Origin of the sequence: Cohaesibacter gelatinilyticus, from assembly GCF_900215605.1 — a bacterium.
In the GTDB taxonomy this organism is placed as follows: domain Bacteria; phylum Pseudomonadota; class Alphaproteobacteria; order Rhizobiales; family Cohaesibacteraceae; genus Cohaesibacter; species Cohaesibacter gelatinilyticus.
This window is the reverse complement of record NZ_OBEL01000001.1, coordinates 1,810,932-1,824,557: the sequence shown is the minus strand read 5'-3', so window position 1 is coordinate 1,824,557 and position 13,626 is coordinate 1,810,932. Positions and strand designations below refer to the sequence as shown.

Below are 13,626 nucleotides of genomic sequence, written 5' to 3'. Positions count from 1 at the left end.
ATGTCCTATCGACTGTTATGTATCCTAATCGCAGCAATCTGCACCATATTGGCGCTGTGTCTTCTTGTGGTGCCAAGTCTTATCCACTGGCTGTTTGGTATCGAAGCTGTCCCAGAGTCCATATTGATGGCTCGCCGGGCAGGATTTTTGTTTATCGGCTTATCAGGGCTTTATTGGGCTGTTCGAGACTTATCAGCAAGCTCCATGCGCAATGGTGTTGCGAAAGGTAGCATTGTCATGCTGACGGGGCTTGCATTGCTCGGATTGTGGGAGTTGAGCTATGGAATTGCCGGGCTGGGTATCTTGCTGGCGATCAGCACAGAATTGGGTCTGGCAGCACTATTCGGTTTGACGCTCATGAGTGACCGAGGAACTGCCGCCGCTGATAGGTAGCAGTTTGGGACACGCTGATCGCTCAAAGCTTCTTGTAGAAATCTGGGTGGGGTTGGCGATTTTCCCAACCCCTTCGTTCCAGTTCAGGGCTGATGTTGGGATCAAGGGCAGGCCAACCCACACAGAGATAGGCGATAAGAGACCAATGGTCCGGAACATCGCAGGCTTCTCGGATTTCACTTGGTTCGAGAATTGACACCCAGCCTACTCCCAGACCATGAGCGCGAGCGGCAAGCCAGAAGCTGTATATGGCGGTGACGACTGAATAGTTTAGCATCTCCGGCATGGATTGTTTGCCGAGGCCATCGCCCTTGGATGTTCTTTCATCGCAAAAGACAGCGAATTGAACGGGAGCCTGACGGAGACCTTCCAGTTTCAGGCTGGTATAAAGATGCCGTTTTTCACCTTCATAGGCTTGAAGGGCGCTCGCATTGCATTTTTCGAAGGATCGTATGACTTTTGTTCGCCGTGCGGGATTTTCCAGCTCCACAAAACGCCAAGGTTGACTGAGGCCGACAGAAGGGGCGAGATTGGCCATGGTCAGGCAGGACTGGATCAATCTTGGGTCGACAGACGTTTGCTCAAAGTGACGAATATCTCTGCGCCAGCGTAACAAGTCTTCAAATTTTTCTCTGAAAGCCTGATCAAAATGCGGATATGTGACTAATTTTTGATCCATTGTTTGCCTGCCGCTACTAGGAGTGATCGCTTTCAGGCTCTGCTCGAGCCAGCCTTTGAGCATGTTTTTTGTCCATTTTGGCGAGCTCCTGTGCGATCTGCTCGTTCAGGCTATCGACAAGGAACATTGGGGCATGTCCTTGACCTTCTATTTCAATCAACTTGCAGTCCGGGTGCCGCTTTGTCATTGCTTTTGCGGTCTCTCTGGCCAGGATATCGGACTTTTCACCGCGCAGAACCAACACCGGCGCATGTGACATAGCGAGAAATTGGGGCCATGCATCTGGTAGTGGTTGGCTGAGATCCACTGCATCAATGGCTTTGGCTATGGCGATATCAAAGTCGCGGACGGGTTTACCATTCTCCTCCTTGAAGGTCATATGGGCGAAAGCTTGCCATTGCTCCTCCGATAATGCCGGGAACATGCCGAAATTGGCTTCTTTGATATAGGTGATTGCATCATCCCAACTGGTGACAGGCTTCGCCTTGCTAAGATAGGTTTTGATCCTTGCCAGACCCTGAGCGTTGATTACTGGCCCAATGTCGTTGAGAACCGCACCTGCTATCACACCGGGGCGTAAAGCTGCGATAGCCATGGTCAAAAGCCCCCCACGCGAGGTTCCAATGAAGATTGCTTCTTCCAGTCCTGCAGCAGCAAGAGCATGCAATGCATCATTGGCTTCGGTGAGGATATCATAATTGGCAGAATTGGAATCGTAGTCTGATGTGCCACGCCCACGGCTATTCAAAATCAGGACAAGACGCGGATTGTCGGGATCCCGGGCGAGTCGTTCTGCCAAAGGATGAAAATCCTTGGCATTTCGCGTAAGACCAGGGAGGCAAAAAACCGGAAGATTTTTACTGAGACGTTCACCAAATATTTCGCCTCGCAAATTGAGGCCGTCCGTGGCCGTGAATTCGAAGTGATGGACGTTGAGATCTGTCTCGACGGTCTCATTGAGGCTCATTGGGTCTTGTCCTTGTGACTTTGCCAGCAATAGCGAGATGCCAAATGATAGCAAATCGCAGACGGGAGGAGACTATCTGTATTTCTCAGCCCTGCCAAGCAGGGCTGAACTGGTTCTTTTGGCAAATGCAATGAGAAATGAAATCAGTCCGGTCGGCCACGTTTGAGGTCCTTGCTGATATCAAGTTTGCGACCATGAATGCGAGCTTCATAGATCTGTAAATTTTCGGTCAGCTTTTTAACATAATCCCGGGTTTCGGTGAATGGAATGCGTTCCACCCAATCGATGGCACTTGTGCGACGTGAGCGTGGATCTCCAAAGCGCTTGACCCATTGAGGGGGACGTCCGGCACCAGCATTGTAAGCTGCGAACGTCATGATATAAGAGCCGTTGAAGCGATCAAGCAGGCCTTTGAGGTGGTAGCTGCCCAGATTGATGATATATTTGGCATCCGTTGTCATTTTGGCTTTTGAAAAGCGGACACCCATTTTCTTGGCGGTGCGCTTGGCCGTTGCAGGCAGCATTTGCATGAAGCCACGGGCATTGGCGCTGGAAACTGCTGCAATATTGAAGACACTTTCCTGTTTTGCCAGTGCATAGATCATGGCGATGTCGACGCCGTTGGTTTTGGCGGAACGCGGGATGACATTCAGCGGGAATGCCAAGGTATCAGCCGGCATGCCACGGGAGAGTGCAATCTGACCAATCTGGACTGCATTCTGATGCAGACCATAGCTCTGTGCCAGTTGGTGGGTGAGGGCGATCTCGGAAATATTTGGTAGGCTGCGTGCCAGATGACGCAAGATAGGGCCAGCACGTTTGGCATGTCCGACCTGTTTCAAGCGCTTGACAGCTTGCACCAACTCGCGGCCATTGAAGGCGGTTTTTTGCTGTGCTGTTGCTTTTGGAGGGCTGGAGAGACGCAAGGTCTTCTGGCCTAATTCTTCGAGTGCCAGTTGTCCGTAATAAACGGTTGGATTTGCGGCTGCCTTGTAGAATTTTGTAGCGTTATTGCGATTGCCGACAGCTTCCCATGAACGTCCCTGCCAATAGAGACCACGTGATTTATCGCGCTTGCGCTTTGCTTGCTGCCAACTGCGCTCAAAATGGACAGCCGCTGTTTTGGGGTTGTTCATATAGCGAAGGGCAAAGAAACCGGCATGAAACTCGGCTTCCGAGATGTCTTTGTGACGCTGCGCAGTATGGCGTGCGGCGATGCTATAGGCGGTTTTGGCATTTCCTTTATTGAGCATGATGCGGGATAACAGTCGACGTTCGATCCACCATTCTCGATGATTGACCAGCTTGGAAACGTCGCGTGGCGCCTTGAGCATCAGATTGGCTGCAGCATTCTCTTGTCCGGTACGTCGTAGATACTGGATCTTGGAGAAGATATATCCTGGGTCTTTTCGCAAGGAAGAGGGAACCGCGTTCAGTTTTGATTTTGCGCTTTTATGGCGACGGATTACAGCGATACGTGCATCCACCAAAGCACCTTGACCCTTGGTCAGATAGCGCTTCATGCGTAGGGCACCGTTTGCACGTTCCCGGTAAAGCATATAGTCGGCACGGGCCTTGTGATCAGAACGAGAAAGAACTGAGCCTAGATTGGACAAGATCCGCTTTTCCAGCTTGCTTGATAGCTTATTGGAGCGCCAGATCGGGCGAATGATCTTGGCCGCTTGCTTCTTGTTGCCGCTTTTGACGTGGGAAATAGCGACCTCAATGCCAGCAGTCGTGGACTTGGGGATGCTGGATCCGAAAGCTCTTGCCGTTGCACGGCCTGACGGGGTTTGGCGCGTCACTGCTTCTTCAATGCGTTTTGCAACCAGAGAGCGACTTGGCCATTGGCGCTTGCGGTCATAAAAGGCCTTTATCTCGGATGCAGGGAGACCTCGATACCCGCCTATGGTCAGGATATAGGTCAGGATCACCCGGTCCAAGGAACGCTTCATGCCCTTATGAATGGCCAGTGCGGTTTTCGATTTCTTGCGTGACAGGGCATCCAGAGCTTGCTTCAAGCTGCCTCTCTGGGCGGCAATGCCATTGTTGGTTGTTGTTACTTTTGGAAGTATTGCAGTCTGTGCGGCGGGTGTTGCAACCTGTGTCACTGCTGCGACGGCTGGAGCAGTAGATTGCTGCAATGGGGCCAGACCAGGCTTTGTTTTGGGCAAAATTCTCAAGTTTTGCGGAAAAGATGCAACGCTATTTTGGGTGCCATCAATCACAGCCCCTATTGACGAATTGCTCGTCGTGGGTGCAGGTGTATAGCTGATGGAAGGACCTGGGCGTGGTTTGGGCAATGGTATGGCCTGTGCCAGGGCCAGACCGGGCACCAACATAGAAAACACAGATGCATAGGCAAGGGTGTTAAGAGACTTTTTCATATCAGCTAATATTGTTGATTGTGGATGCTTCACCGAATTAAGCCACGAATCTTGCATAATTATGGTGAACATAGCCTTAGCATTGTGTTCCTTGTCTGCTTTCTTGCATCTGATTGAGAAACATGGTGTTATGTCGCCAAGTGTTCGTCATTTTGCCGGAAATTAGTGGTAATTTGGCATATTGTTATAAATTTTCGGCAAATTGCCGGATTTTCGGATTGCTTCAATAGGAAATGCAATCCAATTGCAAAGGAAAACGGGGATGTTCAAAGGGTCCTGTACTGCTCTTGTTACGCCATTTCGCGATGGGGCTGTGGATTATTCAGCCTTTGAGTCGTTTGTTGATTGGCAGATCAATGAGGGCACAAATGTGCTGGTACCAGTCGGTACCACGGGTGAATCGCCAACTTTGAGTCATGATGAACATAAAAAGGTTGTGGAAGCCTGCCTGAAGGTTGCCGACAAACGTGTGCCTGTACTGGCCGGTGCTGGTTCGAATAACACCCTGGAAGCGATTGATCTGGCCCAGCATGCTGAGAAAGCTGGTGCTGATGGCGTTCTGGTTGTGACCCCATATTATAACAAGCCAAGCCAAGAAGGCCTGTATCAGCATTTCAAGGCCATTGCTGAATCGGTTTCTGTTCCGATCATCATCTATAATATTCCTCCGCGCTCCATCATTGATATGAGTGTCGAGACCATGACGCGTCTCTATGAGGATTTTAGCAATATCGTTGGTGTGAAGGATGCAACGGCAGATCTGGCTCGCGTAACACAGCAGCGTTTGTCCATGGGGACTGAGTTCATTCAGCTTTCTGGTGAAGATGGCACCGCCCTTGGCTACAATGCTCAAGGTGGTCATGGCTGCATCTCGGTGACAGCCAATGTGGCACCTGCGCTCTGTTCGCGCTTCCAGGCAGCCTGTAGTCAGGGTAACTGGGATCAGGCTTTGGAATTGCATGATATTCTGTCTCCATTGCACAAAGCCATGTTCATGGAGCCATCTCCGGCAGGAGCCAAATATGGCCTATCCTTGCTTGGCAAAGTAGCAAATGAGATCCGTTTGCCGATGATGACAGCAACAGATCCGGTGAAAGCTGAGATCGAATCTGCAATGAAGCTTGCAGGTCTGATGTAATCGGCCTATTTGTGGCCTATGGCTAAGAAAAAGAAACAAGATCCGAATAACCGTGTCGTCGCGGAAAATCGGAAGGCAAGACATAATTACGAGATTGGTGAAGTGGTCGAGGCCGGTTTGCAACTAACCGGCACCGAGGTCAAAAGCCTGCGTACAGGCAAAGCCAATATCGCCGAGTCTTATGCCTCTGAGGAAAATGGCGAGATTGTCCTGATCAATTCCCATATTGAGGAATATGTACAGGGCAATCGCTTTAATCATAATCCGCGGCGTCCACGTAAACTGCTTTTGCACAAGCGCGAGATCCACAAGATGGTCAATGCTGTTCAACGGGATGGCATGACCATTGTTCCGCTCAAGATGTATTTTAATGATAAAGGCATTGCCAAGCTTGCTGTCGCTGTCTGCCGCGGTAAAAAAGCTTATGACAAGCGTCAGGATGCCAAGAAACGCGACTGGCAGCGTGACAAGGCTCGCCTAATGCGCGAACGCGGTTAATTCCATCAAAATGTGATATGATCAAGAGAAGAGGCGAATATCTGCCGTCTCCTGTTCAAAGGCAGTTCATTCAATTTACTGCAAAAAATCCTTCTTTTGAAAAAGAGGGGACAAAGGTGATTTTCATCTGGCATTTCAAAAAAATGCTTCTATAAAGATGACACTTCAATGACGCGGGGTGGAGCAGCCCGGTAGCTCGTCAGGCTCATAACCTGAAGGTCGCAGGTTCGAATCCTGCCCCCGCAACCAAATTCAAGATAGCTGTCTTGACGCGCTTCTGTTAGGGAGCATATTGGTTCCATTGAATGTTTGGCGCGATACGCGCATGGTGACGCGGGGTGGAGCAGCCCGGTAGCTCGTCAGGCTCATAACCTGAAGGTCGCAGGTTCGAATCCTGCCCCCGCAACCAATCTTTTCCCTATACATGATATAAAGATAGCCAACACACTTTGTTGTTTGTTGGAACTGTAGCGAGATTTTTGATCTATTGAGGATGATGTCTGTTGATGCGTGCAATATTAGCGTTTTCCTGATCGTTTCGCTTGAACCAACAGAATAAAGTCCGAGCGTAGGAAAAAAGGCCAGGATAATTTGATATCCTGGCTTTGACTTTTAAAGGATCTTGCCGCGTAGCTTTGAGGAGACAAATTCCCCAAAGATGACCAATGCCAAAATGGTGAGCAGAACCATGGAGGTTTCGGGCCAATTAAAGGTATCAATTGATCCCTGCAGGATCACGCCGATCCCACCTGCGCCAACCAATCCCAAAACGGTCGATTCACGCAGATTGATGTCCCATCGCAAGATCGCAACAGCGAAGAAGGCGGGGGCGACTTGCGGGACAATACCATAGAGTATCACCTTCAGTCTTGAGGCGCCGCAGGCGGTGAGGGCTTCAATCGGTTTTGGATCGATCTCCTCGATCGCTTCCCCCAATAGTTTGCCCAAGAATCCGATTGAGCGGAACATGATGGCGACGATACCTGCAATGATCCCGGGTCCGAAGATTGCAACAAAGAGTAGTGCCCAGATCAGTGTATTGACCGAGCGGGATGAAACCAGAATGAAACGCCCCAGCCAGAGTGTTGCCCTATTTGGTGTCGTGTTCTGAGCTGCAATCAGCGCCACAGGAAGCGAAATGATGATCGCGAAGGCTGTCGCAATTGTCGCGATATTGATGGTTTGCCAGATCGCTTCAAGAATGGAGGGCAGGTTGGTCGGATCTGGTGGAATCATGCGGTCTAGCAGATCCCAAACCTGTTCGGGAGCATCCCAAACCCAGGCCCAGACGATATCCAGACTTGAAAGCGCCCATGAAACGATCAGGGCGGTTGCCGCATAGGCTGCGAAGCGTTGAAAGCGTTGTACAGGTGTGTAACGTGCCCAGCTATCCTGAAGTATGTGCTCGCTCATGATATCCGCTTTCTGATTACGCCACTGAAGGCTTCGGAGATCAGGATCACGCCGACAATGACCATGGTGATTGCCAGAGCAAAGTCATAGTCGTAGCGACCAAAGGCATTTGCAAGGGTTGCGCCGATACCACCCGCGCCGACAATTCCGACAACGGCAGATGCGCGTAAGTTGCTATCCAGCTGATAGATGCCAAGTCCAACCAGACGGGGCATGATCTGGGGCAGGATTGCGTAGGCAACCGTTGCAATGAATGACGCGCCAGCTGATTTGAGCGCCTCTACCTGACCAAAGTCGATTTCCTCGATGCGTTCGGCCAAAAGCTTGGCAACGAATCCGATTGAATAGACGACGAGCGTGAGAACGCCAGCCAGAGGGCCGAAACCAACTGCTTTTACAAAAAGAATGGCAACGATGACCGGATGGAAGCTGCGGGCTACGATGATGATGCCACGCCCCAACAGATAAATGCTTTTGGGGGCAATGTTTTTTGCGGCCATGAAGGCAAGGGGGACGGAAAGTAAGACACCGCCTACACTTGCCAAAATCGCAATCTTGAAGCTTTCCAGAAATCCTTTGATCAGCAGGCCTGAACGCTCGAAACTTGGTGGGAATGCCCCTCCGAAAATTCTAGAGGCTCGCTCAAGGCCTTCTGCTGCTCTTTGCCAATCAATTGGCAGAGTGAGCAAAGTGATGGAAAGATAGGCAAAGACAGCCAGCATCACTCCATATCGAATGATCGGGTTCTCAATGAAGGGAGGCTTTTTCCAGTGATCTGTTACGACCGGAGTGCTGTCCCCTGACTTGGACATTGCACTCATGCTGCTGCTCCCATCGTCTGACGATCTTCTGCTGGAGTTCCGGAATAGATTTCGTCCATCTGTTCCTTGTCGAGGGCATCGGGTAAATCGTCAAAGATAATCTTGCCGTAACGCATGCCTACTATGCGATCGCTGTATTCCTTGGCTTCGGTCACGTTGTGAATATTGATGATGACGGGAAGATCCAATTCTTCAGCAAGGCTTCGCAGCAGTGCCATGATCTGTTCGGAGGTTTTAGGATCGAGGGATGCTGTCGGCTCATCGGCAAGCAAAATTTCCGGGCGTTGCATCAGAGCACGGACGACACCGACACGTTGACGTTCACCTCCAGATAATTCGTCCGCACGCTTGTTTGCATAGTGAGCGATGCCCACTCGTTCCATCAATTGATAAGCCTTACGAATATCTTCCTTGGGATATCTGCGTGTAAGTGCGGCCCAGGTGGAAATATATCCCAATCGGCCGGACTGGATATTTTCCATCACTGTCAGGCGGTCGACCAGATTGAAGCTTTGAAAGATCATGCCGATCCGGCGGCGTTCCACTCTGAGTTCCTTCTTGGTCAGGGTGGTGAAGTCGGTCCCATTCAGGGTGATGGTGCCTGATGTCGGTTCAACGAGCCGATTGATGCAGCGAAGAAGTGTGCTTTTACCTGCGCCAGAAGATCCGATAACAGAAAGGACCTGTTCTCCCCTGACAGTCAGGTTCAGATCTTTGAGGACAGGCGCACCTTTCCCGTAGCTTTTTTGTAAGTTTTTGATTTCCAGCATTTTTTCGCCATCAATTAAAAGCCGCCTCGTGGGGAAACGGGGCGGCGAGGGAGATTGAAGTGTTACTTTCCTGCGAGGCCTTTAGGCGTGTATTTCACACCGTTGGACGCTTGGATCTGGCGAATAACTGCCCACTGGTCCTTGTAGGTGATCGGGATGAACTTGCTTACCCCATCGAACTCCTTGCCAAGGCTGGTGCCTTTGAAGTCATAAGAGAAGAAGGCTTCCTTGATCTTGTCTGCAAGCTTTGGATCAAGGTCATGGGCAAGGGTGTAGGATGTGGTCGGAAATGGATCGCTCTCCCATACGAGGCGAACATCTTTTGGATCATACAGACCACGAGCTGCCATGCGCTCTACTACCTCGGATGCCACGGGTGCTGCATCATAATCACCAGCTACAACGCCCAGCAGTGATTGATCATGAGAGCCTGAATAGACCACCTCATAGTCTTTTTCCGGGGTTACGCCTTGTGCCGGGAACAATGCACGAGGGGCCTGGTTGCCTGAGTTTGAGGTCGGGGAGGTATGAGCGATGCGCTTTCCAGCCATGTCAGCGACTTTTTTGATATCGCTGTTGGCTTGGGTGTAAACCTGAAGTTTATAGCCAAATTGTCCGTCATCAGCACCCATGATGGCGAATGGGACAGCGCCTGCCAGATTAACAGCGAATGGAGTTGGTCCGGTTGAGAAACCTGCAATATGCAGGCGACCGGAACGCATGGCTTCCACTTCAGCGGAGTTGGACTGCACAGCAAAGAACTGAACATTCTTGCCGGTTACCTTTTCCAGATGCTGGATGAATGGATCCCAGATGTCTTCGTAAACGGCAGGATCTTCTACCGGAGTGTAGGCAAAGACCAGGGTGTCAGGATCATTCAGTTTGGATGGATCGGTCGGGGTGTCCGCAACCATATCACCGTTCATATCGCAATAGAGCGTGTCCAGAGCACCCTGATTGGTGCATTTGTCAGCAGCATTTGCTCCGGTGACGGTCATTGTCAGAGCAACAGCAGCGGCCCATGGCAGTAAAGAATGCATATTTTCCTCCCAATGCATTGTAATGACACCAAAACCCAAATACTCGGGTCGGGTGCCGTCAGTTCTTGCCTTTGAGCGTATTGCCTTGTTTGCCATCAGGGACAGCGATGCGTCGTTAACAGGATTAACCGATCTGGCTGTTTATGTTAACAATATTACAGTTGAGCCGGGGCTGGGAAATATTTGCAATCAAGCAATGGTTTGGCATTCTGTAGTATGTGCTACCCTGAAAAGAAAAAAAGCCATTGGGAGTGAGTATGAGCAGTATGCAGGACGTGCCAGTGATCGCTATCGTGGATGATGACCACGAAATGAGTGAGACGCTGTCTGTATTGCTTGGAGAAGCTGGTTATTCCACTGTTGTCTGTGCAGGCAGTGCAGATTTTGTGGCTCTTGGTGATCCACCTCCAATCAATCTTGCTCTTATTGATCTGCGCTTGAAAGGTGAATCGGGTCTGGATCTGGCGATCCATATTCGTGAACGATCGCAGCTGCCAATTGTCATGCTGACCGGGGTGGGGGATGAAATTGACAAAATCATTGGCCTGGAAACCGGTGCTGATGATTATGTGACCAAGCCCTTCAATCCTCGTGAACTTATTGCGCGCATTCGTGCTGTCTTGCGACGCTTTGGCAATGGGCAAACACGTTTGGTTTCTTCTGGTTTGTCCATCAACTTTGGTGACAAGTGCCTTGATTTGAAACAGCGTCAGTTGCTCGATAATCAGGGAGATGAAATCCCTCTTACCAATGGCGAATATCGCCTTCTGGAATATTTTGCCCGCAATCCGGAACGCATCATCACACGCCCGGAATTATTGGAAGAACTAGGCACCAATATGGAGCGCTATGTCGATCGAACGATTGATGTGCTGATTTTGCGTTTGCGTCGCAAGATTGAGGAAGTCCCGTCAAAGCCGATTCACCTGTTGACCAGACGATCTCAGGGATATGTTTTTCAATTGTGAATGAGTTGGCGCGTTGATGTCTAAAATTCCTAGTCCTGCAAAATCCTCGATAGACCCCACTCATAGTGTCCGCTTTCGGCTCTCCAGCGCTCTTGCAGTTCTTTTCGCGGTGGTTCTATTGGTCTCAGGCATTGGGCTTGGAATGCTGCGCAATGCCGAAGGTTGGCTTGAAACCGTCCATCGCGAAACACTGACGGAAGTCTCAAACGCGCTTGGTCTTTCCAGAGATGTTGCGGACCTGGCGACATCTGCGCCCTTTCTGATTACCGTTCAGATACCAGCTTTGTTGGCGGCAGATGTTCAGTCCACGCTAAAGACGATTGCTCGAATTGAAAAGACAGCCGGTGCGGAATCGGAGCTATCCTTACCACTGGCAAGAATGCGATCGGCAATTCTGGATATTGAGCGAGCATCTGTGCCCAAAAGTGCGCTCGAAGCCGAGTTGAAGCGAATGGATCGTGATTTGATACGGCTGCAGAACCGTTTCAATCGTCGTGCCGATATCATTACCGCCAGTTTGAATGAACGCCTCTATTGGGCAAGACTTCAGCAGTTAACAGCTGAGGCATTAGGTGCTGCTCGTGCGCAAGAACTTATTGCAGTCGGTGAGTTCAATCGCCGTTATCTCTCTTTTCTCAAACGCTTGCCTGAACCAGAGACGATTTCCAATGAAAAGAGTTTGAATGAGCTTGTCTCAGTGATCGGTGGTAAGCGGATCAATCTGTTTGAGCTGAGGCATCAAATTCTGACGGCGCAATTGGATTCGGAAAATGCGCTTTTCCGTATTCGCCGAGCTTCAGACCAGCTGGCTACTCATGCAGCAACAATGATTTCCGATGCCGAGCAACGACTGACCCTGGCGCGGGCAGAGACTTCCAGAAACCTGACAATCGCTCAGCGCTCGGTTTTTGCTCTTGCCCTGATCAGTCTGGTCATTGCAATTGGATCGGGGATGTATGTGTGGCGATATGTTGCTGCAAATCTGCGTCACGTTGCTGATGCCATGCGTCGACTTGCTGCTGGGGATTTGCGCACGGACTTGCCATATAAACTTGGTCACAAGGATGAAATCGGGCAGCTGTTTGATGCTTTTAGCGTTTTTCGTGCCAACGCCAGAAAGCTTGAGCGCCATGCCAATTTGATCAATAAGCAGAATGCGCTGTTTGCTCGGGTCTTCCAGAACATCAATGATGGTGTCGCCATCATCTCCGCAGATGGGCAGATAGAGGCGGAAAATGCTCAGGTTCGAGAATTGCTCAGGCTTCCAAAAACCACGGATCTGAAAAAAGAGACGCCGCATGCATTGATCGAACGATCAGCATTTTCTCATAAAGCATCTGAAGTCAGCCTTGCCGGCGTTGAGGAATATGCCGACCAATCGGGGCATGTTTTGGAGATACGCCAGTCTCAGCTGCCCGATGGTGGTTCGGTTTGGCTGTTCTCTGAGACGACCGAGCGAAGACGCATCGATGAAAGATTGGAGGAGATTCGTCGGGTTGAATCCCTGGGCAAGTTGACGGGTGAGGTCGCGCATGATTTTGGCAATATTCTTTCGACGGTTTCTGGCAATCTTCATCTGATTGAGACAACTGACAAGAAGAGAATTCCTGAACATCTTTCCCGTATCACAGCAGCGGTTGATTTGGGTGTTACACTGACTGAACGCCTTCTGGCCTTTGCGCGAAAGCAGCAATTGGAACCGGAGGTAACAGATATTGGAGAATTACTGGAAGGGATGCAGGATTTGCTGTCCATTGCTCTGCCTTCAGATGTGGTCATCAACATGTCCTGCGATGAGGAAGGACTTTGTGCTCTGATTGATCCCGGTCAGATGGAAAGCACCATCTTGAATTTGTGCATCAATGCCGGGCAAGCGATTAATGGGGAAGGGACTGTGAGCGTCACCGTAGGGCGTGAGGACACTCACACGATCTGTCTCTCCATAAGTGATGATGGCTGTGGCATGTCACCGGAAATCTTGCGTCGTGCGTCTGAGCCGTTTTTTACCAATCGTAGCGACGGCACTGGCACAGGGCTCGGTCTGTCGATGGTTCATGGTTTCATCCATCAATCGGGTGGTTCCATGCAGATCGAAAGCGAGCCTGACATGGGCACGAAGGTTGTTTTGACACTCCCAGCTTACAGCGGTGAAGATGACAAGACGAGAATAGACAGGATGTCTGGATCTGTCCTTGTTGTTGACGACAATGAAGTTGCCGCGCACTATGTGGCCAAGATTTTGCGAGCTGTTGGTATGGAACCACAGGTCGCAACCAATATGGCGGATGGTCAGACCATCCTTGCAGAAGAACCGGAAATCGATCTGCTGATCACAGATCTTTATCTCGATCAGGATAATTTAGGTTGGGATCTGATCCGATCATACTTGGAAGAAAAATCTGACAGACATGCCATTTTGATGTCCTCTCAATTGCCGGATCATAAAGATCTGAATGTGGACATGTCAGCGCGTTGTGAGATGATCTCAAAACCGATGAAGGAATATGATCTTCTTGCGATCATAAAACGCCAGACATAAGCTCCAATATCCA

At 50.2% G+C, this 13,626-nt stretch carries 13 protein-coding genes and 2 tRNA genes; 8 read left to right on the top strand and 7 right to left on the bottom strand.

Going from position 1 to position 13,626, the window contains the following annotated elements:
- On the top strand, positions 1–393 hold the full coding sequence (locus CRO57_RS08200) for a hypothetical protein (RefSeq protein WP_097152779.1): 393 nt from the start codon (positions 1–3) through the stop codon (positions 391–393).
- A 22-nt stretch (positions 394–415) separates the two neighbouring features.
- Here CRO57_RS08200 and bluB read toward each other — a convergent pair whose 3' ends face one another.
- From bluB to CRO57_RS08185, 3 genes are all read right to left on the bottom strand, one after another.
- Positions 416–1,072 carry a 5,6-dimethylbenzimidazole synthase gene (bluB, locus tag CRO57_RS08195; protein ID WP_097152778.1) on the bottom strand — a complete coding sequence of 219 codons (657 nt, stop codon included), beginning with the start codon at positions 1,070–1,072 and terminating at the stop codon, positions 416–418.
- A gap of 16 nt (positions 1,073–1,088) precedes the next feature.
- A complete protein-coding gene (locus tag CRO57_RS08190; protein ID WP_097152777.1) occupies positions 1,089–2,039 on the bottom strand; it encodes an alpha/beta fold hydrolase in 951 nt (316 codons plus the stop codon).
- Between the two features lie 143 nt (positions 2,040–2,182).
- Positions 2,183–4,426, bottom strand: a complete 2,244-nt coding sequence (locus CRO57_RS08185; protein ID WP_170955994.1) for a lytic transglycosylase domain-containing protein — start codon at positions 4,424–4,426, stop codon at positions 2,183–2,185.
- 262 nt (positions 4,427–4,688) lie between these two features.
- Here CRO57_RS08185 and dapA point away from each other — a divergent pair, with 262 nt between their 5' ends.
- The 4 genes from dapA (at position 4,689) to CRO57_RS08165 (ending at position 6,471) form a co-directional block, all read left to right on the top strand.
- On the top strand, positions 4,689–5,564 hold the full coding sequence (gene dapA, locus CRO57_RS08180; RefSeq protein WP_097152775.1) for a 4-hydroxy-tetrahydrodipicolinate synthase: 876 nt from the start codon (positions 4,689–4,691) through the stop codon (positions 5,562–5,564).
- 18 nt (positions 5,565–5,582) lie between these two features.
- Positions 5,583–6,062, top strand: a complete 480-nt coding sequence (gene smpB / locus CRO57_RS08175) for an SsrA-binding protein SmpB (protein ID WP_097152774.1) — start codon at positions 5,583–5,585, stop codon at positions 6,060–6,062.
- Between the two features lie 172 nt (positions 6,063–6,234).
- A tRNA-Met gene (locus CRO57_RS08170) sits at positions 6,235–6,311 on the top strand.
- An 83-nt stretch (positions 6,312–6,394) separates the two neighbouring features.
- Positions 6,395–6,471 (top strand) — tRNA-Met (locus tag CRO57_RS08165).
- Positions 6,472–6,674: 203 nt separating this feature from the next.
- On the opposite strand, the gene phnE (CRO57_RS08160) is transcribed toward CRO57_RS08165, so the two are convergent.
- The 4 genes from phnE (CRO57_RS08160) to phnD all read right to left on the bottom strand — a co-directional run bounded on the left by phnE (CRO57_RS08160) (position 6,675) and on the right by phnD (position 10,106).
- Complete coding sequence (phnE, locus tag CRO57_RS08160; RefSeq protein WP_170955993.1) at positions 6,675–7,475, bottom strand: phosphonate ABC transporter, permease protein PhnE; 801 nt, start codon at positions 7,473–7,475, stop codon at positions 6,675–6,677.
- Entirely contained in the window at positions 7,472–8,296 is an 825-nt protein-coding gene (gene phnE, locus CRO57_RS08155; protein ID WP_244580032.1) for a phosphonate ABC transporter, permease protein PhnE, read from the bottom strand. The genes phnE (CRO57_RS08160) and phnE (CRO57_RS08155) overlap by 4 nt, the downstream gene beginning before the upstream one ends.
- Positions 8,293–9,066 (bottom strand): phosphonate ABC transporter ATP-binding protein, encoded by a 774-nt coding sequence (gene phnC / locus CRO57_RS08150; protein WP_097152772.1) that lies wholly within the window; start codon positions 9,064–9,066, stop codon positions 8,293–8,295. Before phnC ends, phnE (CRO57_RS08155) begins: the two co-directional genes overlap by 4 nt.
- Positions 9,067–9,128: 62 nt before the next feature.
- Positions 9,129–10,106, bottom strand: a complete 978-nt coding sequence (gene phnD, locus CRO57_RS08145) for a phosphate/phosphite/phosphonate ABC transporter substrate-binding protein (protein WP_097152771.1) — start codon at positions 10,104–10,106, stop codon at positions 9,129–9,131.
- Between the two features lie 22 nt (positions 10,107–10,128).
- Here phnD and CRO57_RS24730 point away from each other — a divergent pair, with 22 nt between their 5' ends.
- Genes CRO57_RS24730 through CRO57_RS08135 form a run of 3 tightly spaced genes read left to right on the top strand, consistent with a single transcriptional unit; the run spans position 10,129 to position 13,613 of the window.
- Positions 10,129–10,407: a hypothetical protein gene (locus CRO57_RS24730; RefSeq protein WP_170955992.1), complete on the top strand. Its 279-nt coding sequence runs from the start codon at positions 10,129–10,131 to the stop codon at positions 10,405–10,407.
- Positions 10,364–11,074, top strand: a complete 711-nt coding sequence (locus CRO57_RS08140) for a response regulator transcription factor (RefSeq protein WP_097152770.1) — start codon at positions 10,364–10,366, stop codon at positions 11,072–11,074. Before CRO57_RS24730 ends, CRO57_RS08140 begins: the two co-directional genes overlap by 44 nt.
- 16 nt (positions 11,075–11,090) lie before the next feature.
- A complete protein-coding gene (locus CRO57_RS08135) occupies positions 11,091–13,613 on the top strand; it encodes an ATP-binding protein (protein WP_097152769.1) in 2,523 nt (840 codons plus the stop codon).
- Positions 13,614–13,626: the final 13 nt, after the last annotated feature.